Origin of the sequence: Streptomyces sp. NBC_00510 (assembly GCA_036013505.1) — a bacterium.
In the GTDB taxonomy this organism is placed as follows: Bacteria; Actinomycetota; Actinomycetes; order Streptomycetales; family Streptomycetaceae; genus Actinacidiphila.
The window spans coordinates 1,661,904-1,683,940 of the sequence record CP107851.1; the positions used below are offsets into that span (position 1 = coordinate 1,661,904).

23 protein-coding genes are annotated in these 22,037 nt (G+C 74.4%); 8 read left to right on the forward strand and 15 right to left on the reverse strand.

The annotated features are described in order from the left end of the window. Positions 1-146 precede the first annotated feature (146 nt). The 4 genes from OG937_07380 to OG937_07395 form a co-directional block, all read right to left on the reverse strand. Positions 147-587 (reverse strand): Lrp/AsnC family transcriptional regulator, encoded by a 441-nt coding sequence (locus tag OG937_07380; protein WUD71521.1) that lies wholly within the window; start codon positions 585-587, stop codon positions 147-149. 406 nt (positions 588-993) lie between these two features. Next, on the reverse strand, positions 994-1,659 hold the full coding sequence (locus tag OG937_07385; protein ID WUD71522.1) for a hypothetical protein: 666 nt from the start codon (positions 1,657-1,659) through the stop codon (positions 994-996). Positions 1,660-1,687: 28 nt separating this feature from the next. Beyond that, positions 1,688-1,948 carry a CDGSH iron-sulfur domain-containing protein gene (locus OG937_07390; GenBank protein ID WUD71523.1) on the reverse strand — a complete coding sequence of 87 codons (261 nt, stop codon included), beginning with the start codon at positions 1,946-1,948 and terminating at the stop codon, positions 1,688-1,690. Continuing rightward, positions 1,929-2,585, reverse strand: coding sequence for a methyltransferase (locus OG937_07395; protein ID WUD71524.1), 657 nt, complete (start codon positions 2,583-2,585; stop codon positions 1,929-1,931). Before OG937_07395 ends, OG937_07390 begins: the two co-directional genes overlap by 20 nt. Positions 2,586-2,709: 124 nt before the next feature. Between OG937_07395 and OG937_07400 the strand changes: the two genes are divergently transcribed. The 5 genes from OG937_07400 to OG937_07420 all read left to right on the forward strand — a co-directional run bounded on the left by OG937_07400 (position 2,710) and on the right by OG937_07420 (position 6,758). After that, positions 2,710-3,171, forward strand: coding sequence for an SRPBCC family protein (locus OG937_07400; GenBank protein ID WUD71525.1), 462 nt, complete (start codon positions 2,710-2,712; stop codon positions 3,169-3,171). A gap of 76 nt (positions 3,172-3,247) precedes the next feature. Continuing rightward, a complete protein-coding gene (locus tag OG937_07405; GenBank protein ID WUD71526.1) occupies positions 3,248-4,504 on the forward strand; it encodes a glutamate--cysteine ligase in 1,257 nt (418 codons plus the stop codon). Then, positions 4,461-5,609, forward strand: coding sequence for an iron-containing redox enzyme family protein (locus OG937_07410; GenBank protein ID WUD71527.1), 1,149 nt, complete (start codon positions 4,461-4,463; stop codon positions 5,607-5,609). Before OG937_07405 ends, OG937_07410 begins: the two co-directional genes overlap by 44 nt. A gap of 167 nt (positions 5,610-5,776) precedes the next feature. After that, positions 5,777-6,658, forward strand: a complete 882-nt coding sequence (locus OG937_07415; GenBank protein ID WUD71528.1) for a YihY/virulence factor BrkB family protein — start codon at positions 5,777-5,779, stop codon at positions 6,656-6,658. Then, a complete protein-coding gene (locus OG937_07420; protein WUD71529.1) occupies positions 6,645-6,758 on the forward strand; it encodes a hypothetical protein in 114 nt (37 codons plus the stop codon). Before OG937_07415 ends, OG937_07420 begins: the two co-directional genes overlap by 14 nt. Positions 6,759-6,823: 65 nt before the next feature. Here the strand turns inward: OG937_07420 and OG937_07425 are convergent, their stop codons facing one another. The 7 genes from OG937_07425 to OG937_07455 all read right to left on the reverse strand — a co-directional run bounded on the left by OG937_07425 (position 6,824) and on the right by OG937_07455 (position 12,934). Further along, positions 6,824-7,765, reverse strand: a complete 942-nt coding sequence (locus OG937_07425) for a sensor histidine kinase (protein ID WUD71530.1) — start codon at positions 7,763-7,765, stop codon at positions 6,824-6,826. Between the two features lie 70 nt (positions 7,766-7,835). After that, positions 7,836-8,945: a phenylacetate-CoA oxygenase/reductase subunit PaaK gene (gene paaK / locus OG937_07430; GenBank protein WUD71531.1), complete on the reverse strand. Its 1,110-nt coding sequence runs from the start codon at positions 8,943-8,945 to the stop codon at positions 7,836-7,838. Then, positions 8,945-9,466, reverse strand: coding sequence for a phenylacetate-CoA oxygenase subunit PaaJ (gene paaJ, locus OG937_07435; protein WUD71532.1), 522 nt, complete (start codon positions 9,464-9,466; stop codon positions 8,945-8,947). Before paaJ ends, paaK begins: the two co-directional genes overlap by 1 nt. Next, entirely contained in the window at positions 9,463-10,320 is an 858-nt protein-coding gene (gene paaC, locus OG937_07440) for a phenylacetate-CoA oxygenase subunit PaaC (GenBank protein ID WUD71533.1), read from the reverse strand. The genes paaJ and paaC overlap by 4 nt, the downstream gene beginning before the upstream one ends. Positions 10,321-10,329: 9 nt before the next feature. After that, positions 10,330-10,638: a 1,2-phenylacetyl-CoA epoxidase subunit B gene (gene paaB / locus OG937_07445; protein ID WUD71534.1), complete on the reverse strand. Its 309-nt coding sequence runs from the start codon at positions 10,636-10,638 to the stop codon at positions 10,330-10,332. Further along, the gene (gene paaA / locus OG937_07450) at positions 10,635-11,618 is read right to left on the reverse strand and encodes a 1,2-phenylacetyl-CoA epoxidase subunit A (GenBank protein ID WUD71535.1); all 984 of its coding nucleotides are present in this window, start codon (positions 11,616-11,618) and stop codon (positions 10,635-10,637) included. The genes paaB and paaA overlap by 4 nt, the downstream gene beginning before the upstream one ends. 110 nt (positions 11,619-11,728) lie before the next feature. After that, complete coding sequence (locus OG937_07455) at positions 11,729-12,934, reverse strand: thiolase family protein (protein ID WUD71536.1); 1,206 nt, start codon at positions 12,932-12,934, stop codon at positions 11,729-11,731. Between the two features lie 108 nt (positions 12,935-13,042). Here OG937_07455 and paaI point away from each other — a divergent pair, with 108 nt between their 5' ends. The 3 genes from paaI to OG937_07470 all read left to right on the forward strand — a co-directional run bounded on the left by paaI (position 13,043) and on the right by OG937_07470 (position 15,717). Next, positions 13,043-13,456 carry a hydroxyphenylacetyl-CoA thioesterase PaaI gene (gene paaI / locus OG937_07460; protein WUD71537.1) on the forward strand — a complete coding sequence of 138 codons (414 nt, stop codon included), beginning with the start codon at positions 13,043-13,045 and terminating at the stop codon, positions 13,454-13,456. After that, positions 13,453-14,799 carry a phenylacetate--CoA ligase gene (gene paaF / locus OG937_07465; GenBank protein ID WUD71538.1) on the forward strand — a complete coding sequence of 449 codons (1,347 nt, stop codon included), beginning with the start codon at positions 13,453-13,455 and terminating at the stop codon, positions 14,797-14,799. The genes paaI and paaF overlap by 4 nt, the downstream gene beginning before the upstream one ends. A 123-nt stretch (positions 14,800-14,922) precedes the next feature. Beyond that, complete coding sequence (locus OG937_07470) at positions 14,923-15,717, forward strand: metalloregulator ArsR/SmtB family transcription factor (protein WUD71539.1); 795 nt, start codon at positions 14,923-14,925, stop codon at positions 15,715-15,717. Positions 15,718-15,828: 111 nt separating this feature from the next. Here OG937_07470 and OG937_07475 read toward each other — a convergent pair whose 3' ends face one another. The 4 genes from OG937_07475 to OG937_07490 are packed head-to-tail and all read right to left on the reverse strand — an operon-like array spanning position 15,829 to position 22,030. After that, complete coding sequence (locus OG937_07475) at positions 15,829-17,085, reverse strand: MFS transporter (GenBank protein ID WUD71540.1); 1,257 nt, start codon at positions 17,083-17,085, stop codon at positions 15,829-15,831. 57 nt (positions 17,086-17,142) lie between these two features. Continuing rightward, on the reverse strand, positions 17,143-18,108 hold the full coding sequence (locus OG937_07480) for an acetylxylan esterase (GenBank protein WUD71541.1): 966 nt from the start codon (positions 18,106-18,108) through the stop codon (positions 17,143-17,145). Between the two features lie 14 nt (positions 18,109-18,122). Further along, complete coding sequence (locus OG937_07485) at positions 18,123-19,736, reverse strand: glycoside hydrolase family 43 protein (GenBank protein WUD71542.1); 1,614 nt, start codon at positions 19,734-19,736, stop codon at positions 18,123-18,125. Then, on the reverse strand, positions 19,733-22,030 hold the full coding sequence (locus tag OG937_07490) for a glycoside hydrolase family 3 C-terminal domain-containing protein (protein WUD78663.1): 2,298 nt from the start codon (positions 22,028-22,030) through the stop codon (positions 19,733-19,735). The genes OG937_07485 and OG937_07490 overlap by 4 nt, the downstream gene beginning before the upstream one ends. Positions 22,031-22,037 lie beyond the last annotated feature (7 nt).

The following is a 22,037-nucleotide window of genomic DNA, read 5'->3' on the forward strand; positions in this document are numbered from 1 at the left end:
GGCTCGCGCCGGATCCGCTGGTGGTCGGCTCGTTCGTGGTGTGCGGCACTGGGTTTCGCCTCGCGATGTGATGTTGGGGCCCGCCCGGGCCCCGGTGGGGGGCGAGGGGACGGGATGGTGCGGTGGGTCAGGGCGCCGTGGGGCGCTCAGACGCGCGGTGGGCGCGCCTCGTACGGCGTGGAGAGGACCACCGTGGTGCGGGTGGAGACCCCGGCCAGGGTGCGGATCTTCGCGAGCAGGTGCTCCAGCTCGATCGGGGTCGCCACCCGGACCTTGAGGATGTAGTTCTCCTCCCCCGCGACGCTGTGGCACGCCTCGATCTCGGGGACCTCGGCGAGCCGGTCGGCGATGTCGTCGGGTGCGCTCGGGTCGAAGGGCTTCACCGAGATGAACGCCGTCAGCGACAGCCCCACCGACTCCGGGTCCACGATCGCCGCGTACCCGCGGATCACCCCGCGCTGCTCCAGGCGCCGTACGCGCTGGTGCACCGCGGACGTGGACAGGCCGGTGGCCTTGCCCAAGTCGGTGTAGCTCATGCGCCCGTCGGCCACGAGAAGTTCCACGATCTGCCGGTCCAGCTCCTCCACAGCGCAAGAACCTACAGGGTCCCCGGACGCCGACGGTATCCGGCCGCCCTGTCCCGGCCGGGCGCGAGCGGTGGCGCGAGGTCGACGTGCCGGGGCCGGGGTGAGCACGGCGGCGGCGCGGACGGGGAAGGGGCGCGCAGCCCGCACGGGCCGTGCGCTCGTCGCCGGCCGCCGACCGGGCGCACGGGTCCGAAGCCGGCCGACCGGCCGGTCGGATCCCGTACGGGCCGCGGCCAGCCGGCGGCGGCGCCGGGGTCCCGGCCGGCGGACCGCTCCGGGCCGCCCGTGCCCGGCCGACCGGGCACGGATCCGGACCCGCCGCGCGCGAGCGGCACCGTGGGCCCGGACGCCCAGCGGGACGACCTGACGGTGGCCCGCCGGGACGCCTTCGACTACGTCCTCGCCGTCACCCGTGCCCGCGCCGTGGCCTGCGACGCCACGAGGCCGCCTCCTCGACACGAGCCGGCGACTGGCGCGGCTGCGAGGCGTCACCCCCGACGGCGCCCAGGCCCTTGCCAGGGCCGGACGGCTCTCCCCCTGCGGGCCGTCCGCGTGGCGAGCTCCGGTCAGGCGCAGATGCGGACGCAGAGCAGGCACGTGTCGTCGCGCGGGTTCGCGGGGCCCAGGGCGTGCGTGAGCCGATCCCCTGCGGGCCCGGGGGGCGGTGGTGCCGGGAGGTGTACCGGGACGAGGTGAAGAGGGAGCGGAGATCGCCGTCGGGCGCCGACGCAGCAACGTCGGCCTCGGGGGCCGGTGCCGGCTGCCGCGACGGCGGGGGTCGCGGCACGCGGGAGGTGTGGATGTCGCCGAGCAGCGCCCATGCCTCCTCCAGCACGGTGTGACCGGCCCGGCCGGCGCGCCGCTCCAGCTCCTCCTGGGCGGCACCGGGGCCCAGCACGAGGCGTCCCATCAGCACACCCTTGGCCCGTTCGGTCGCGGCCCGGGCGGGTGCGGCGAGCCGCTCCTCGTCGAGCTCGGCGCGCAGCCGTGCGACGGTGCGAGCCAGTTGGTCGGCCGCGGACCGCTCGTCCGGCCGGCCACCGGACGCGGAAGCGACCCCGTCGTGGCTCACCCTGGCTCACCCTGTGAGCATCGCACAATCACCCCAGGGGCGAACTCCCGCGCCGGGTGGGCCGTGGGGGGCCGCGGCGGTGGCTGGTGTCGCACCAGGGGTAGCGCTCGCTGCGGCGGCAGGCGCACACGGCCACGACGAACCGGTCGGAGCGGACGGTGCGGCCGTCGTCGAGGACGACCTCGACGGGGCCCTCGATGAGGATCGGGCCGTCCGCGGTCAGGGTCACGCGGGTGGGTGCGGGGCCGTCGGCGGGGTCGTCGTAGGGGTCATGGCGCGCGTTCGGCACGGATCACCACCAGCTCTTCCTTCTCCTCGCCGGGCTCGATGAGCCCCTGTGCCGCCAGCCATGCCGCGCGGCGTCGCAGCAGCGGCCCGAAGGGGATGCGCCGGTGCTCGGTGACGGCGGGCCGTAGTCCGGCGCCGCCGAGCCGCTGGAGCGTGCGCTCCACGCCGCAGAGTCCGGACTGGACGAGCAGCAGGGCACCGCCGGGGAGCAGCAAGGGCGGGGCTTCCGCGCAGACGCGGTCGAGCAGCGCCCGCCCGTCGGGTCCCGCGTTGCGGGCCAGGGACAGGCCCCGGCGGGCGTGGTGGGCGTACGGGGACGGCACGTACGGGGGATTGGCGACGATCAGGTCGAAGCGGCGCCCCGCGACCGGTGCCGTGAGGTCGCCGCGCAGCACCCGTACGCGCAGGCCGTTCAGACGCGCGTTGAGCCGGGCGGCGCACACCGCCCGTGCGGAGGCGTCCACCGCGGTGACGCGGGCCGCGCCCCGGGATGCCGCCGCGAGGGCGAGGACGCCGGATCCGGTGCCGAGGTCCAGCACGTCGGCGCAGTCGGCCAGCCTCTCGCGGCGGAGGGCCTCGCCGAGCAGGGAGGTGTCGTCCTGGGGCCGGTACACGCCGGGTGGACACAAAAGCCACATCTCACTCCGCTACCCGAGGGCACCGCACCAAACATCGGACCCGGCCGACCGCCGGATCGGAACGATTAGGCACATCCGCACCGGGAAGCCGACCCAGCGACGCTTCCTCGGAAGGAGAGGACCCATGGGCACGATCAGCGAATCCGTCGACGTCGACGTCCCGCTGCACACCGCGTACAACCAGTGGACCCAGTTCGAGGAGTTCCCGAACTTCATGGAGGGCGTGGAACAGGTGACGCAGGTCGACGACCGGCACAACCACTGGGTGACGAACGTCGCCGGTGCCCGCCGGGAATTCGACACGGAGATCATCGACCAGCTGCCGGACGAGCGGGTCGCGTGGCGCACCGTCACCGGGGACGTCCGGCAACGCGGCGTCGTGACGTTCCAGGAGCTGGACGCCTCGCACACCCGGGTCAACCTGGCCATGGAGCTCCAGACCTCCGGCCTCGCGGAGAAGGCCGCCGACGCCCTCGGCGTCGTGGACCGGCGGGCACGTGGCGACCTGCGGCGCTTCAAGCACTTCATCGAGGAACGGGGCAGCGAGACGGGCGCGTGGCGCGGTCGTGTCGCCCCGGGCGGATGACTCCTGTGCCCGCCCCCGAGGCCTCCGCGTGCGGCCGGCCGGGTCCGGCGCGGCGCGGGCGGGGTAAGGGGGGTGCATGGGCGATGTGGACGACCGGGCGCCGGCGGGCGGCCTGACCTTCGGGGTCGAGGAGGAGTTCCTGCTGGTCGACCCGCGGACCGGACGACTGGTCGACGGCGCGGCCGCCGTCATCGCCCGGGCCTCGTGCGTGCCGCCGCCGGCGCCGGACGTCGCACTGCAGCACGAGCTGTCGGCCGCGCAGATCGAGTCGGCCACCGGCGTGGCCACAGGCCTGCCCGAGCTGACCGGCCAGCTGGCGGCCACGCGCCGCCTGCTGGTCGACGCCGCCGCCGCCGAGGGCACGCGGCTGGTCTCTTCGGGAACGCCCGTACTGGACGGCCCCTCCGGGATCAGTGCGGGCGAGCGCTACGCCGCGATCGCCGGCATCTACGAGAGCCAGGCGACCGGCTACCGGGCCTGCGGCTGCCACGTCCACGTGGGCGTACCGGACCGGGAGACCGCCGTCGCGGTCCTCAACCACCTGCGGCCGTGGCTGCCGACGCTGCTCGCGTTGTCGGCCAACTCGCCCTACGACCGGGGCCGCGACTCCGGTTACGCCAGCTGGCGCGTGCTGGACCAGGCGCGGTTCCCCGGTTCCGGGATCCCCCCGTGGTTCGCGTCGGCGGCGAAGCACGACGCCGAGGTCGACCGGCTGGTCGCCTGCGGGGTGCTGGTGGACCACGCCATGACGTTCTGGCTGGCCAGGCCCTCGCCGCGGCTGCCCACGGTGGAGGTCCGGGTCGCGGACGCGCTGGGCGCGACATGGGAGACGGCGTTGCAGGCCGCGCTCACGCGGGCGCTCGTGCGCACGGCGCTCGACGACCTCTCCAGGGGCGTCCCGGCCCCGCGCATGACGGCTCAGCTCGCCGCGGCCGCGCTCTGGTCGGCGGCCCGCTACGGGATGTCGGGCCCGGGGATCCACCCCGTCCAGGAGACCCGCGTGCCCGCCACGGCGCTGCGTGACGAGCTGCTCCGGCGCGTCGCGCCCGCGCTGGAGGACACCGGCGACCTGGCCTTCGTCCGCGAGGCCACGGCCGCCCTCGCCCGGACGGGGAGCGGCGCCGACCGGCAGCGGCGGGCCGCGGCGGCGGGCGGCCCCCGCGCCGCCGTGGACATGCTGGTCGAGCAGACGGCGACGGACGGCCGCATGCCCCCGGCGTCAGCGGGCAGGGGCACCGGCGGACGCCCGTACGCCGACGACGTCCCCGCACCGACCCACGGAGGACCCGATGGACGCGGTCTGCGACCTCTCGACCGGTCCCCGGACCGCTGAGCCCACACCGCCCGCACCGCGCGGCCCCCTCTCCCGGGCCGTGCTCGGCACCCTCACCCAGGGGCCGCCGGGAACCGCCCTGCCGGTGTCCACCGGGGCGGTCGAGGCCGCCGATCCGTACGGCGAGGACGTACAGCTCGCACTGCACGTCTGCTACGAACTCCACTACCGGGGTTTCGCCGGGGTGCACCCCGGCTGGGAGTGGGATCCGGGACTGCTCGCGCTGCGCGGCGCCATGGAGGGCTCCTTCGGGGCGGCCCTGCGCGCCGAGCTGCCGGCCGCCCCGGGCGGCGCCGCGGCCCGCGCGGCCCTCGACCGGGAACTGGAGGGGCTGCTGCGCGAGCCGCGCGACGGGCTCGGTGTGTCGCACTTCCTCCGCGACGAGGGCACCTGGGAGCAGTTGCGGGAGTACTTCGTGCACCGGTCGGTCTACCAGCTGAAGGAGGCCGATCCGCACGCATGGGTCATCCCAAGGCTCACCGGCCGGGCGAAGGCCGCTCTCGTGGCCGTCGAGTACGACGAGTTCGGGCGCGGGCGCGCAGAACGCGTGCACGCGCGGCTCTACGCCGACCTGCTCCGGGACGCCGGGCTGGACGCCTCCTACGGCCACTACGTGGACGCCGTACCGGCCGTCACCCTCGCCACGGTGAACCTGATCTCCTGGCTGGGCCTGCGCCGGGAACTGCGCGGGGCGCTCGTGGGGCACTTCGCGGCCGCCGAGATCGCCACCCCGCCGTCCGCCCGACGCACGGTGGAGGCCATCGACCGGCTCGGCGGCGGTGCCGCCTGCCGGCACTTCTACGAGGAGCACGTCGAGGCCGACGCGGTGCACGAGCAGGTGCTGCGTCGCGACGTCATCGGCGACCTGCTGGCCCGCGAACCGCACCTCACCGCCGACGTCGTCCTGGGGATCCGTGCCATGGCGCTGGTGGAGCGGCGCCTGGAGGAGCACCTGCTGGGCGCGTGGCGCGCCGGGCGCACCTCGCTGCGCGCCGTACCGGGGCTCGCCCCGCCGTTCGGTTCGTCCGGGTCGTACGGGGAAGGTGCACCTCATGAGGCCCGGGCAGCGAGCCGCAGCGGCATCCCGCCCGCCGAGCAGGCCTGAGCAAGGAGGACGAGCCATGCGCTCAGAACCCCTGGGAACCCGGGTGGAGACGGCACGCCTCGCGGCGGACCGCGCCCCCGTGCGCTGAGGCCCCCGCGATGGCAGGTGGGGCGGCCCGGTGGCTCCGGCATCCGTACCGGTCGTGGCGGGACTCACGGGCGGGCCGCATGTGGCACCAGGGGGGCGAACTGGAGCTGCTGCAGCGCTCCATGGGGTTCGCGGCACTCGGTCTGGTGACGCTGGTCCCGCTGCTGATCGTGGTCGCCGCGGCCCTGCCCTTCCACGGCAACGGCTTCGCGCAGTGGGTCGTGGACGGCATGGGCCTGTCGGCGCGGCCCGCGGAGGCCGTGCGGGAGCTGTTCGCCGCGCCACGCAAGGTGATCAGCTCCACGAGCGGTCTGAGCCTGCTGGCGCTGGCGCTCTTCGGGCTCTCCTTCGCGGCGTGCGTCGAGGTCGGGTACACCCGGATCTGGCAGGTGCCGCCCACTCCGTGGCACCACGTGTGGCGGCGGGCGGTGTGGCTGGCGGCGTTGACCGCGTACCTGTTCGCGGAGGCGCAGAGCGGGGTGGTGCTGGGCGGGGGGTGGCCGGACACGGTGTTCCGCGGCGGCACGGCCGTCGTGCTGGGCTTCGTCTTCTTCTGGTGGGGCCAGTACTTCCTGCTGGCCGGGCAGGTGCCGTTGGCAGCGCTGGCGCCAGGGGCCGTCGCGACGATGGTCGGCCTCATCGGGCTGCGGGTCTTCTCCTCCTTCGTGTTCGCCCCGCTGATCGTGACCAACGCCGTCTCGTACGGGGCCGTCGGCACGGTGCTGATCGTGCAGTGCTGGCTGATCGGGGTGGGTTTCGTGGTGTTCGGGGGCGCCTTGCTGGGCCGCCATCTGCAGAATCCGAGCAAATGGTTTTATTCAGGATCTTCCGGGCAGGCGGAGGGGAGCGCTGATCGAGCCCTGGAAGGAGAAACCCATGGGTGCCGAGAAGAAGGTCAAGCACACCGGCCAGAAGATGAAGGGCAAAGCGGAGGAGGCCACGGGCAAGGTGACCGGCAATGAGAGCCTGCGCATGAAGGGGAAGAAGGATCAAGTCGCCAGCGACGCCAAGCAGGCCGTGGAGAAGGGCAAGGACGCGGGCAAGGACGTCTTCGGCCGCTGACCGCTCTGGTGACCGTCGGCGCGGGACCGGCGAGCGCGGCGCGCTCGCCGGTCCCGCGCCGGCGGTCAGCCTCGCAGGTAGAAGCGGATGGTGGTGCCGTCGCCTGCGGTGCGCTGGCGCACCAGGTCGGCGATGCGGTGGACCATCAACAGGCCCCTGCCGTGGGGCCGGTCCCGCGACGCGGGGTGGCGGCCGGCGAGCGGGTCGGTCAGCAGTCCGCGGTCGTGCACCTCGCACACCACGTGGCCGTCCCCCGCCCAGACGCGGACGACGCCCGACCCGCCGCCGTGCAGCACGCTGTTCGTGATCAGTTCGCCGGCCGCGAGGGAGAACTCGGCGAGCCGCTCGCCGCCCAGGCCCAGTCGGCGTGCCTCGGCCGTCGCGACGTGCCGGGCGTCGGCGAGTTGCGGCTCCGCGAAGCCGAAGGCGAAGGCGCCGTGGGGGGGTTGCGGCAGCCGGTTGTGCGCGGCGATCACCCGGCGCGGTGCGTAGTGCGCGCTGCGTTCCTCACGGCCGCCGTCGACCACCACGGGATGCGTGGCGCGGGCCTCCGCCAGCACCGCGGCGTCCAGCCGGGCGGCGTCGTAGGGGCACAGGATCGTCACGGGGCGTCCGGCGAACGCCATGTTGATCAGTGCCTCGTGCTGGGCGCACGCCGGGTACTCCAGGACGCTCCGCCCGGGCCAGACGGGCTCCCCGATGATCCGTACCCGTCCGGTGGGCCGGGTGTCGGCGAAGGCCCGCAGCACACCGGGGATGATGCGGCCGGGATTGCGCCCGGCCCGCTCCATGTCGACCCAGTGCACCTCGGCGCCGCGCGGGCCCAACGCGGCGCGCAACTGGGCGATACGGGGTGGGGGCACGGCCACGGCGACCGGCTCCCCGGCGGCCATCCCGTCCAGCAGGAAAGGCACCGTGGCGGCCGTGTACTCCCGTGCGTTCCGGTAGAACAGCGCGGGGTGCACGAACGGCCCGGCGTCGGAGACCTCGCCGACCTCGCTCAGCACGTCGTCCACCTCCCACCCCCGGGCCGACCTTACCAACCGGTTCCGGGGGGTGGGGGGCGCCGAGGAGGCGTCAGCTGTCGTAGTCGACCGTCAGGTTGTCGGACTCCGCGTAGCTCTGGCAGGTCAGCACGTAGCCCGCGTCGACCTCGGACGCCTCGAGGGCGAAGTTGCGGCGCATCTCGGCCTTGCCGTCGGTGACGAGCGCGCGGCAGGTACCGCAGACGCCGCCCTTGCAGGCGAAGGGCAGATCGGGGCGGGTGCGCTGGGCGCCGTCGAGGACGCTGCGGTCACGGGGCAGCGCGGCCGTGGTCGTACGGCCGTCGAGGACGATGGTGACCTGGCTGACCGGGCCCTCGGCCACGGCGTCCTCGTGGTGCACCGGGGTCACGGGCTCGTCGTCCGCGTAGAACAGCTCCTGGTGCACCCGCTCCCCGGGCACGCCGAGGCCGGCGAGGACCTGCTGGGCGTCGACGACCATGCCGTGCGGGCCGCACAGCCACCAGTGGTCGGCGTTCGGGACGTCGACGAGGCCCTCGACGAGGGTGGCGAGCCGTCCGGCGTCGAGGCGGCCGGAGAGCACCTCGGCCTCGCGCGGCTCCCGTGAGAGCACGTGGGCGAGCTGGAACCGGGCGGGGTGCAGGTCCTTCAGCTCGGCGAGCTCGTCGGCGAACATCACGGTGTCGGTGCGCCGGTTGCCGTAGAAGAGCGTGACCCGGGACCCGAGGTCGGCGGCGAGGACGGACTCGGCGATGGAGAGCATCGGGGTGATGCCGGAGCCCGCGGCGATGAGCACATGGTGCCCGGGCGCGCTGAGGTCGGGCGTGAAGGCGCCGGTGGGGCCCATGACCTCGACGGTGTCGCCCGGGCGCACCTCGTGCACCAGCCACGACGAGAACAGGCCGCCGGGCACCACGCGCACCCCGATGCGGGGGGTGGCGCCGGCGGGCGAGCAGATGGAGTACGAGCGTCGCTCGTCCCGGCCGTCGACCTCGCGGCGCAGCGTGAGGGACTGACCGGGCGCGAAGGCGAACTCCCCGGCCAGCTCCTGCGGTATGTCGAAGCTGACGGCGGCGGCGTCCTCGCAGAGCGGCTCGACCGCGGCGACCCGCAGGGCGTGGAAGGCCGGGCGGCGGCGGACGCGCGGGGCCGGCGCCTGCGGGGCGGGGATGGTCGGGGCCATCAGATCTCCTTGACGTACTCGAACGGCTCCAGGCAGGCACGGCAGCGCCACAGGGCCTTGCAGGAGGTGGCGGCGAAGCGCGAGGTCTCCTCGGTGTCCGCCGAGCCGCAGCGGGGGCAGGCGACGTCGCGCCGGGTGGCGGTGAGCACCAGCGGCACCGGCCCGGCGGCGCGCCGGGGCGCGGGACCGGGGGGTGCGATGCCGTGCTCGGCGAGCTTGCGGCGGCCCTCGGGGGTGATCCAGTCGGTCGTCCACGGCGGGTCCAGGACGGTGCGGATCTCGACCCGGTCGAAGCCCGCGGCGCGCAGCCGGGCGGCCACGTCGGCGCGCATCTCCGCCATGGCCGGGCAGCCCGAGTACGTGGGGGTGAGGGCGGCCACGACCGTGCCGTCCCCGGTGACCTCGACGTCACGCAGGACGCCGAGGTCGGCCAGGGTCAGCATGGGCAGTTCGGGGTCCGGCACCTCGGCGGCGACGCGGGCCGCCCGGTGCGCGTCGGTGAGCACGGTCACGGCGCTCACCAGAGCGCTCCGGGGTGTGCGCGGGCAACGCCCTGCAACTCCGCGAGCAGCGGGGCGAGGTGTTCGGTGCGGTCACCCTCACGGCCGTGGCCGGGCAGGGGATCGGCCTGGACCGGAGGCAGCCCGGCGGCCTCGGTGACCTGGCGCAGCGCGGCGGTCACCTCGTCCCGCACACCGGCCGGGTCGGCCCCGCACGTGGCGCCGGCCGTGAACAGCTCCTCCAGGTAGGGGGCGACCTGTTCCAGGCCGGCCCGCATGCGGCGGTGCGACTCCTCGGTGCCGTCGCCGAGCCGTACCACCCACTCGGCGGCGTACTGCCGGTGGTAGGTCAGCTCGTTGACGCCCTTGGCGGCGACGGCGGCGAGCACCGGGTCCTGCGCGGAGCGGGCGAGCCGCTCGAAGACGGCGAGCCGCCAGCAGGACGTGACGAGCAGCCGGGCCATGGAGAACGCGAAGTCCCCGCAGGGAAGTTCGGCCAGGCGGACGTTGCGGAAGTCGGCGGCGTCCCGGAAGTAGGCGTAGGCGTCCTCGTCGCGGCCGGTGCCGTCCACCTGACCAGCGCGGGAGTAGAGCAGACGGGCCTGGCCGAGCAGGTCGAGCCCGATGTTGGCGAGGGCCACCTCCTCCTCCAACTCCGGCGCGCGGGTGCACCACTCGGCCAGGCGCTGGGCACCGACCAGGGCGTCGTCGCCCAGCGCCAGGCAGTGGGCGGCCAGCTCCGCGGCGTCCACACCCTCGGGCACGGCGGTGTCGACGCCGTGCAGCGGGTCCTCGAAGCCGGTGCCGAAGGCCCAGCGGGCGTCGCTGTCGTCGTGCCCCTCGGCCAGGGACAGGTAGACGTGCTCGTCGCTCATGCCCTGCTCCTAGATGTGGGGGACGTCTTCGGGGATGTCGTAGAAGGTGGGGTGCCGGTAGACCTTGTCGGCGCTGGGCGTGAAGAAGGGGTCCTTCTCGTCCCGCGTGGACGCGGCGATGTGCTCCGAGCGCACCACCCAGATGCTCACGCCCTCGTTGCGCCGCGTGTACAGGTCGCGGGCGTGGGTGAGGGCCATGCGGTCGTCGGCCGCGTGCAGGGAGCCGACGTGGACGTGGTTCAGGCCGCGCTTGCCGCGGACGAACACCTCGTACAGGGACCACTCGGCCCGGGTCGTGCTGTCGCCGGTGGTGCTCATGCCACGGCTCCTTCCTCTGCCCGGGCCGCCTGCTTGGCGGCGTGGGCGGTCGCGGCCTCGCGCACCCAGGCGCCTTCCTCGTGTGCGGAGCGGCGGCGTGCCATCCGCTCGGCGTTGCACGGCCCGTCGCCGCTGATGACGCGCTGCAGCTCCGACCAGTCGGGGGTGCCGAAGTCGTGCCGGCCGCGCTCCTCGTTCCAGCGCAGCTCCGGGTCGGGCAGGGTCACGCCGAGCTTGTCGGCCTGCGGGACGGTCATGTCGACGAACCGCCGGCGCAGCTCGTCGTTGCTGTGGCGCTTGATCTTCCAGGCCATCGACGCGGCCGAGTTGGGCGAGTCGCCGTCGGGCGGGCCGAACATCATCAGCGACGGCCACCACCAGCGGTCCACCGCGTCCTGCACCATCTCCCGCTGGGCCTGGGTGCCGCGCATCATCGTCATCAGCAGCTCATAGCCCTGGCGCTGGTGGAAGGACTCCTCCTTGCAGATGCGCACCATGGCGCGGGCGTACGGCCCGTAGGAGGAGCGGCACAGTGGCACCTGGTTGCAGATCGCCGCGCCGTCGACGAACCAACCGATGACGCCGACGTCGGCGAAGCTGAGGGTCGGGTAGTTGAAGATCGAGGAGTACTTCTGGCGGCCCTCGATCAGACGCTGCGTGAGGTCCGCGCGGTCGATGCCCAGGGTCTCGGCGGCCGAGTAGAGGTACAGCCCGTGGCCGGCCTCGTCCTGGACCTTCGCGAACAGGATGGCCTTGCGGCGCAGCGACGGGGCACGGGTGATCCACTCGCCCTCGGGCTGCATGCCGATGATCTCCGAGTGCGCGTGCTGCGCGATCTGCCGGATCAGCGTCCTGCGGTAGCCGTCGGGCATCCAGTCCCGCGGCTCGATGCGCTGGTCCCGCGCGATCGTGGCGTCGAAGTGCTCCTGGAGCGGCGCCTGCGCGCCCTCCGCCGGCACGGTGGCGTTCGGTGTGGTCATCGATACCAGCTTCCCCTACCGACCATTCGTTCGGTTACAGTCTGACGAACTTTGCCGCACCCGGCAAGCCCTGTGGACGACGGTCGCCCGCGGTCCTCCGAAGCCTGCGCTCACACCCGCTCCACCAGCATCGCCACACCCTGGCCGACGCCCACGCAGAGGGTGGCGAGGCCGCGGCGGCCGCCCTCGCGCTCCAGGCGGCCGAGGAGGGTGAGCAGGATGCGGGCGCCCGAGCAGCCCAGCGGGTGGCCGAGCGCGATCGCGCCGCCGTCGGCGTTCACCCGCTCCTCGTCCAGCTTCAGACGGCGGACGACCGCGAGGGCCTGGGCGGCGAAGGCCTCGTTGAGTTCGACGGCGTCCAGGTCGCCGGTCTGCCATCCGGCGCGGGCGAGGGCCTTCTCCGTCGCCGGGACGGGACCGAGGCCCATCAAGTGGGGCTCGACTCCGGCGGTGGCGGTGGTGACGATCCTGGCGCGGGGCGTGAGGCCGTACCGCTCGACGGCCGCGCGGCCGGCGACCACGAGGGCGGCGGCGCCGTCGGAGAGCGGCGAGGAGGAGCCGGCGGTCACGATGCCTTCCTCGCGGAAGATGGTCCGCAGGGTCCCGAGCTTCTCCAGGGTGGTGGAGGGACGCGGGCCCTCGTCACGGGTGACCTCGCCGCCCTTGACGGCGACCGGCACGATCTCGCGGTCGAAACGGCCGGCCTCCTGGGCCGCGACGGCCCGCCGGTGGCTGCGCAGCGCGAAGGCGTCGGAGTCGGCGCGGCTGATCCCGTCCAGGGCGGCGACCTCCTCCGCGGTCTCCCCCATGGACAGCGTGTCCTTGGCGGTGAAGCGCGGGTTGGTGAAGCGCCAGCCCAGGGAGGTGTCGTACACCTCGCCGGGCTTGGCCCACGGGGTGCCGGGCTTGGCCATCACCCAGGGGGCACGGGTCATGGACTCCACACCGCCGGCGACCACCAGGTCGGCCTCGCCGGAGCGGATCGCCTGCGCCGCCGAGGCGACGGCGGTGAGCCCGGAGGCACACAGCCGGTTGACGGTGTAGCCGGGCACCGTGTGCGGCAGGCCGGCCAGCAGCACGGCCATCCGGGCGACGTCGCGGTTGTCCTCGCCCGCCTGGTTCGCGGCGCCGAGGATCACCTCGTCCACGGCACCGGCCGGGATCCCGGCGCGGCTCACGGCCTCGCCGACCACCAGGGCCGCCAGGTCGTCGGGGCGCACGGAGGCCAGGGCGCCGCCGTAACGGCCCTGCGGGGTGCGCGCGCCGTCGATCAGGAAGACCTCGTCTGCGGGTCGCGCGGGGAGGGGCTGGGACATGCGTTCCACCTCTTGACAGGCAGTTCGGATGCTGGATTACCTTGGGTGCCGCACGCTAACCGAATGTTCGGTCGGTTCACAAGGGTGGTGACGATCGTGAGGGATGCCATGGACGCGACACAGGGCCCGGCGGAGAGCATGTTCGCCGCCGACAAGGCGTCGCAGAGCCTGGGCATCGAGCTGCTGGAGACCGGCGAGGGGACGGCCGTGGTGCGCATGACCGTCACGCCCGCGATGGTCAACGGGCACGGGATCGCCCACGGGGGCTACCTCTTCCTGTTCGCCGACACCGCCTTCGCCTGCGCCTGCAACAGCCACGGCCCGGTGACGGTGGCCGCCGGGGCGGACATCTCCTTCGTAGCCCCCGTCCACGAGGGCGACGAACTGGTCGCCACCGCGCAGGAGCGCACCCGCTTCGGCCGCAGCGGCATCTACGACGTGAGCATCCTGCGGGGCGACCAGGTGGTGGCGGAGTTCCGCGGGCGCAGCCGCAGCATCGGACGCACGAAGGAGAACGGATGAGCAGCGAGCCGACGGACCGGGCGACCGCGGGGGCGCGCCTGGGAGAGCCGCTCCCCGACGGCCTGCTGGACGCCGCCGAGAAGCTGGGCCCCGGAGAGCTGCGGGAGCTGCAGCTCACCCGGCTCCGGGCGACGCTGCGCCACGCGTACGACAACGTCGAGGCCTACCGGAAGAAGTTCGACGGGGCCGGGCTGCGCCCCGAGGACTGCGCGAGCCTGGACGACCTGGCGCGCTTCCCGTTCACCACCAAGGCCGACCTGCGCGACAACTACCCCTTCGGCATGTTCGCCGTGCCCATGGACCAGGTGCGCCGCGTCCACGCCTCCAGTGGCACGACCGGCCTGCCGACCGTGGTGGGCTACACCGAGAACGACCTGTCCATGTGGGCCGACGTGGTGGCCCGTTCCATACGCGCCGCCGGCGGGCGCCCCGGCCACAAGGTGCACGTCTCCTACGGCTACGGCCTGTTCACCGGCGGCCTGGGCGCGCACTACGGCGCGGAGCGCGCCGGGTGCACGGTGATCCCCGCCTCCGGCGGCATGACGGCCCGTCAGGTGCAGATCATCCAGGACTTCCAGCCCGAGATCATCATGGTCACCCCGTCGTACATGCTGACCCTGCTGGACGAGTTCGAGCGCCAGGGCGTCGACCCGCGCGGCACCTCGCTGCGGATCGGCATCTTCGGCGCGGAGCCGTGGACGGAGGAGATGCGCCGGGAGATCGAGGAGCGCATGGACATCCACGCCGTCGACATCTACGGCCTGTCCGAGGTGATCGGCCCGGGCGTCGCCCAGGAGTGCGTGGAGACCAAGGACGGCCTGCACGTGTGGGAGGACCACTTCTACCCCGAGGTGGTGGACCCGATCACGGGCGAGCCGGTACCGGAGGGCGGGGAGGGCGAGCTGGTCTTCACCTCCCTCACCAAGGAGGCGCTGCCGATCATCCGTTACCGCACCCGCGACCTGACCCGGCTGCTGCCCGGCACCGCGCGCCCCGCCTTCCGCCGCATCCAGAAGATCACCGGCCGCTCCGACGACATGATCATCCTGCGCGGGGTGAACGTCTTCCCCAGCCAGATCGAGGAGATCGTGCTGCGCACGCCCGGCGTGGCCCCGCACTTCCAGATCCGGCTCACCAAGCGCGGCCGCATGGACCACATGGAGGTCGTCGTCGAGGCGCGCCCCGATGCCGGGGCCGCCACGCGCGAGGAGGCGGCACGCTCCATCGCGGCGGGCGTCAAGGACGGCGTGGGCGTCAGCGTCGAGGTGACGGTCGTCGACCCCGACACCGTCGAGCGGTCCGTCGGCAAGATCCGCCGCGTACGGGACCTGCGGGCCGGGTAGCGGCGCGCCCCCACGCCCCCGCCCCCACACCCTCGGCCGCATCACGTTGACATGCAGCCGTCCGGCTGCCTATGTTCGACAGGCAGCCGGACGGCTGCGTTTTCGGGACGGCGGGGAAGCGGGATGGACGAGGTCTTCAAGGCGCTGGCCGACGCCAGCCGCCGGCGGCTGCTGGACAGCCTCAACGCGCGCAACGGGCAGACCCTGCGCGAGCTGTGCGCGGGGCTGGACATGGCCCGCCAGTCGGTCAGCAAGCACCTGGCCGTGCTGGAGGAGGCCCGGCTGGTCACCACGGTCCGGCGGGGCCGGGAGAAGCTGCACTACCTCAACGCCGCACCGATCAACGCCGTCGCCGAACGATGGATCGACCGGTACGACCGCGAGCGCGCGCAGGCGCTCGCCGACCTCCAGAGGGCATTGGAGCAGGCACCCATGAGCGAGTCCGCATTCGTCTACACGACCTACGTCCGCACCACGCCCGAGCGCCTCTGGCAGGCGCTGACCGACCCGGCGTTCACGCGCCGCTACTGGGGCGTCGCCTTCGAGACCGACTGGGCGGCCGGCTCGGCCATGGTCTGGGAGGAGGGCGGCGCCCGCACCACCGATCCCGCCCAGGTCGTGCTGGAGTCCGATCCGCCGCGCCGGCTCTCCTACACCTGGCACACCTTCACCCCGGAGTGGGCGGAGAACGCGGGGGTGAGCGAGGAGGTGCGCGCCCGGCTGGCCGGGGATCGCCGCTCCCAGGTGACGTTCGAGATCGAATCGCTCGGGGAGACGGTCAGACTGACCGTCGTCCACGAGGCCCACGACCCGGACAGCGGGGTGCTGGGCATGGTCTCCCAGGGCTGGCCCGCCCTCGTTTCGGGCCTGAAGACGCTGCTGGAGACCGGTGAGCCGCTGCCCGGGCCGCAGGCTTAGGCCACGGCCCGGCCGCCGGTGCCGGTTCTCCGTGAACGGGCCCCGGGCGCGGCCTCCCGTCGTGGCCGGGCCGCCGGTGGCCCCGGGCACCACCCGCTCCGTCCGGCGCGGCTACAGGCTGCGTTGGGCGTCATCGCGACCGCTCACCGGCGCGCCGTCCGCCGCGGTGCCGAGGACTGGGCCGACCCCGGCGGTACGCCCGCGCATCGACCGCTCCCCGGCCGCCGCGACGACGGTGAGCAGGAGGGTCAGACCGACACCGGCCAGGATCGCGACGTCCGGCCCGACCACCCTGAGCAGCGCACCGGAGAGACTGCCCGCCGCGGCGTAGCCCGCGCCCACGGCGGCGTACATCACCGAGTAGCCGGCGGCGAGCGCGCTGGCGGGCAGGACCTGCCGCAGTTGCAGGTTCCGGGTGAGCATCGCCCCGGCCTGCAGGACACCGGCGACGAGCAGGATCGCGCCCATCCACGGCGCCGACGGCAGTACGGCGACGAGCGCCACGCACGCCGACACCGCGAGCAGCAGGACCAGCGACTGCACGGGCAACCGCCCCGGCCAGCCGGCGCGCAGGCCGTACAGGAAGGACCCGACCCCCGACCCCGCTGCGAACCCGGCGAGCAGCGGCCCGGCGAGGCCGAGTGCGATCCCCCGGTGCTCCAGGAGTGCCGGCAGGATCAGCTCGGCGAGGGCGAGCAGGGACAGGGACGCGGCGCCTGTGACGTAGACCGGCCAGGCCCGGGTCGTGATCCGCAGCATCGACTCACCACCGCGGTCCCGGTGGTCGGTCCGCCATCCCGCGGGCAGTGCCCACAGCCCGGCCACCGAGGCCGCCATGAGGACGGCGGCGAGCAGCAGCGGGGTGTACGGGGCCACGCCGAGCGCGAGCCCCGTCACCGCGGCCGGGCTCACCGCCCAGATCCCGAAGGTCAGCACCGACTCGGCGCTCAGGGCCTGCGTCACGGCCCGTTCCGGCACGATCGAGGTGAGCAGCTGCCGCATGCCACCCGGGGCCGCGGCGGGAGCGGCCCCCGCCAGGAACGCGAAGCCGGCCAGGACGACGGGGTGGGCATCGGGCAGGACCCCGAGCCCGGCGAAGCCCACGGCCCCCGCCGCGAGCCCCACCGCCAGCTGCGGCCGTGCCCGCTCGGCCTCCAGCCGCATGCCGAGCAGGGGCGCCCCGACGATCTCCCCGATCACGTAGGCGGCGGCGAGCAGCGCCCCGAACGTGTAGCCACCGGGCCGCTCCCGCACCAGGAACACCAGCGCGAGCGGTGCCATGGCCACCGGCATCCGCGCTCCCACGGCCACGGCCCCCCAGGTCAGGACGGGCCGGATGAGGACGTGGCGGTACATGCCCAGCGACATGGGGGCGACCGTAGCCGGGGGTCCGGTACCCGGCAACAGGTTTGCCGGGGCGGGGCGTCAAAGCCGTGAGCGCAGGAAGGCCAGTGCCTCCTCGTCGTCGTCGATGGCGCCGCCCTCGTGCCCGTTCCAGGGCCAGACGGCGATCTCCTTGGGTCCCGCGTACGCGTTGTACGCGGCGAAGACCGTCGAGGGCGGCGTGATCTCGTCCATCAGGGCCGCGGAGAAGCGGGCCGGTACCCGGGCGCGGGCGGCGAAGTTGACGCCGTCGAAGTAGGACAGGGTGCGCATGGCCCGCTCGGCGTTGCCGCGGTGCACGGCGAGGTAGCGGCCGATCTCGCGGTACGGGTCCGCGTCCGTGATCACCGTGGCCCGGGGGAAGTCGCACAGGAACGGGACGTGCGCCACCAGGGCGTGGACCTCGGGGGCGAGGGCGGCCACGGCGAGCGCGGTGCCGCCGCCCTGGCTCGCGCCGAGGACGGCGATCCGGCCGGGGTCCACCGAGGGCAGCGTGCGGACCGCGTCCACGGCACGGACGGCGTCCGTGAACAGGCGGCGGTAGTAGTACGTGCGGGGGTCGTCGATGCCGCGGGTCATCATCCCGGGGGCCTGCGGGCCCGTGGTGCCGGAGTCGGGGGTGTCGCCGCGGCTCCAGCCCGACCCCTGGCCACGGGTGTCCATGTGGAGGTGGGCGAAACCCGCCGACGCCCACAGCAGGTTGTCCAGGGCGTGGCCCCGGCCGCCGCCGTAGCCGACGTACTGGACGACCGCGGGCAGGGGTCCCTCGGCACCGTGCGGCAGCCGCAGCCAGGCCCGCACCGGTTCACCGCCGTAGCCGGGGAAGGTGACGTCGAAGACGCGCACCGTGTGCAGCCGCGGACCGGGCGCGGGGGTGACGGTGACGGCCGCGGTCCCGGCGGCGCGCGACTCGGCGAGCGTCGTCCGCCAGAAGTCGTCGAAGTCGGCGGGCGCGGTCTGGGTGCTGCGGTGGTCCCGCAGTTCGGCCTCGGGGAGATCGGTGAACAACGTCGGCTCCGTGGTCAGGGGGCGAGAGGCCGGTAGTCGAACCAGTCGATGTCGGCGACGGTGGTGGAGGAGGCGCCGTGGGCGGTGGCGTACGGGCCGAGCCAGACGCCGAGGAAGCCACCCGCGCGGGGCGAGCTGAGGAATCCGCCGTCCACGGAGGTCAGTTCGGCCTCCGCCCCGGGCCCGGCGCCGGCGGGGGCGTAGCGCAGCCCGTAGCGCTGGCCCTCGGCGTGGATGCGCAGGACCACCGGGCCCGGGGGCAACGGCGCCTGTGCGACCAGGTGTTGCTCGCCCCGCGTACGGACCGCGGCGAGCACGCGGCGGCCGCCGCGCCCGTCACCGGCCACCGCGAGCACCAGATGGTCCGCCTCGGACTGGCGGACGGCGAGCCCCGCCCACTCCTGCGGCGTCCCGGGCGCCACGTCGAGGAGCGCGGACACGCTGACGTCCTGGTGCTGCTGGCGCCGGCCCAGGAAACAGGGGGTGCCGGCCTCGGCGAGCGTGGAAGGCCCGAGCGGCAGCCGGAGCGAGCCGGGACGTCCGGTGAGCGACCAGAAGGGTTCCCCGGTGCGCACCTGGTTCCACCGCGGGTCCAGCCGTGGGCCGTCGAAGTCGTCGCGCACCGGCTCCCGGTGGGGCCCGTCCGAGGACCCGGCGACCGCGGGCGGACGGAACGGGCCGAGCGTGGTGCCGACTCCGGGCGCGAAGAGCGGCCAGCCGTCCTCCCAGCGCACCGGGACGAGGAAGGTCTCCCGCCCGAGGTTGGGGTGGTACCCGCCGTACGGACGGCTGCCCAGCAGCACCGCCCACCAGTGCCCCTCCGCCGTACGCACCAGGTCGGCGTGGCCGACGCCCACGACGGGGAAGTCACGGCCCAGGTGCCGGTGGGTGAACACCGGGTTGGCCGGGTTCCCGGTGTACGGACCGGTGACGTGGTCGGCGCGGGCGACGCTGACGGCGTGCCCGTGCTCGGTGCCGCCCTCCGCCGCCAGCAGGTAGTAGCGGCCGTCCACCGTGTACAGGTGGGGTCCCTCGGCCCACACGGCGCCGTGCAGCGCCCCGCGCCACAGCAGGTGCTCGGGGCCGGTCAGCGTCAGCTGCGCGGCGTCGAACTCCCGCAGCCAGACGTCGGTCTGCCCCTCCCACTCCCCCGGTTCCGCGAGCCGCGTGCCGGTGCACCAGGCGCGGCCGTCGTCGTCGAAGAACAGGGAGGGGTCGACGCCGGGCGCGTCGTCCAGCCACACCGGGTCGCTCCACGGCCCGGCGGGGTCGGTGGCGGTGACGACGAAGGTGCCGCCCCGGTCGGTGCCGCCCACCAGGGTGGTCACGACGTAGAAGCGGCCCTGGTGGTGCCGGATCGTCGCGGCGAAGATCCCCTCGGAGGAGGCGACGGTGCCGAGGTCCACCTGCGAGGGCCGGTCCAGGACGTGCCCGATCGGCCGCCAGTGGACCAGGTCGCGGCTGTGGAACACCGGGATGCCCGGGAAGTACTCGAACGTCGAGGTCACCAGGTAGAAGTCGGCCCCGACCCGGCAGACGCTCGGGTCGGGATGGCAGCCCGGCAGGACGGGGTTGACGACGTTCGCCGTCGACACGGCCGCCTCCCCCGTCCCTTCGGGCAGGCTCACCTGGACTCCTCCGGTGCGCCGGTGACCAGCGCGTGCAGCCGCCGGGTGTGGTCCACCTGCCGTGCCAGGCCGGTCAGTTCGGCCCGTACGGTGAACCGGACGTCGGTGCTGGAGGCCCCCAGCCGCACCTCCAGCTCCCCCGGTTCCACGACGCGGCGGCCGTCCCGGCCGGTGAAGGCGGCGACGTCGGCGGGGACCGTGACGCCGATGCGCCGCGCCTCGCCCGCCTCCAGCGGCACCCGGAGGTAGCCGACGAGCCGCTGCACCGGCTGGACGACGGAGGCGATCGGGTCGTGCAGGTAGACCTGGACGACCTCGCTGCCCGCGCGCCCGCCGGTGTTGCGGACGGTGAAGGACAGCTCGACCTCGCCGTCGGTGCCGGTGACGGCCCGGCCGTCGGCGCCGCCGTGCACCTCCGGCGCGGACCACTCGAAGGCCGTGTACGTCAGCCCGTGGCCGAAGCCGAAGGCCGCGGCCGGGTCGATGTTGGAGACCTCGCTGGCCCGCGCGAGCGGCGCGGCGAGGTAGGTGGAGGGCTGGACGCCCGGGTGCCGGGGCACGCTCACCGGCAGCCGCCCGGACGGGTTGATCCGCCCGCTCAGCACTCCGGCCAGGGCCGGGGTGCCCTCCTGTCCCGGGAAGAAGGTCTGGACGACGGCCGCGGCCTCGTCCACGGCCCGTCCGAGGGCGTAGGGGCGGCCGGCCAGCAGGGTGAGCACGACGGGCGTCCCCGTGTCGAGGAGCGCGTCGAGCAGCCGCTGCTGCACGCCGGGCAGGGTGAGCGACTCCGCGTCGCAGCCCTCACCGCTGGTGCCGCGGCCGAAGAGCCCGGCGCGGTCGCCCAGCGCGGCGACCACCACGTCGGCGTCGAGGGCCGCGCGCACGGCCGCCGCGATGCCGGAGACATCGCTGTCATCGACGCCGCAGCCCGCCACGGTCACGATCTCGGAGCCGGGGAACTCCGCCACCAGGGCCTGGCGCAGCGTGGGCAGGTCGATGCCGAGCGGGGTGTCCGGGTGCTGCGCGCCGACGTGCACGGGGAAGGAGTAGCAGCCCAGCACGGCGGTCGGGGTCTCCGCCTGGGGACCGACGAGCGCGATGCGGGCGGGCCGCGCCAGGGGCAGGGTGCCGTCGTTGCTCAGCAGGACGGCGGACCGCTCGGCGAGGCGCCGCGACAGGTCCCGGTGGGCGGTGGAGTTCAGGTCGACCGTGCCGCGCAGGCCCTGCGGGTCGGTGAGGTCGGCCCCGGCGAGCGCGGACGGCACCGGGCTCCACCCGGGGTCGAGCAGGCCGAGCTGCGCCTTCTGGGTCAGGACGCGGCGCAGCGCGCGGTCCACGAGCTTCTCGTCGACCAGGCCCGCGGCGACGGCGTCCCGCAGCGGCTGCCCGAAGGTCTTGACGGTGGGGAGCTCCACGTCCACGCCGGCGTGCAGCGCGGTGCCCGCGGCGTCCGCCCAGTCGGCGGCGACGCCGTGCAGGGTCTTGAGGAAGGCGATCCCGAAGTAGTCGGCGACCACGGTCCCGTCGAAGCCCCAGGCGTCCCGGAGCAGCCCCGTCAGCAGCTCCTCGTCGGCGGCCGAGGGGACGCCGTCGGTGTCGGTGTACGCGTGCATCACGGACCGGACGCCGCTCTCCCGGACCGCCATCTCGAAGGGCGGCAGGACGACGTCCGCGCGCTCCCGCGGGCCCATGCTGACCGGCGCCAGGTTGCGCCCGGCGCGGGAGGCGGAGTAGCCGGCGAAGTGCTTCAGGGTGGCCACGATGCCCGCGGACTCCAGGCCCTGGATGTACGCGGTGGCGATGGTCCCGACGAGGTACGGGTCCTCGCCGATGGTCTCCTCGACCCGGCCCCAGCGCGCGTCGCGCACGACGTCGAGGACCGGGGCCAGACCCTGGTGGACGCCGACCGAGCGCATGTCGCGGCCGATGGCCGCGGCCATCACCCGGACCAGCTCGGGGTCGAAGGAGGCGCCCCAGGACAGCGGGACGGGATAGGTGGTCGCGCCCCAGGCCGCGAAGCCCGCGAGGCACTCCTCGTGGGCCATGGCCGGGATGCCGAACCGGTTGGCCCCGGCGATCCGTTGCTGGGTGCGCATCAGGGACAGCGCGCCCAGGGCGGGGTCGACGGGGACGGTGCCGAAGGGCCGGGTGAGCTGGCCGAGGCCGTCCGGCAGGAGGTCGTCCAGGCGGGGCGGCTCGTCCATGTCGTGCTGGTGGGGGGCCACTTCGGCGCCCTCGCTGGAGGCGCCGACCCAGACGCCGTAGAGCTGGGCGATCTTCTCGTCCAGGGTCATGTCGCGG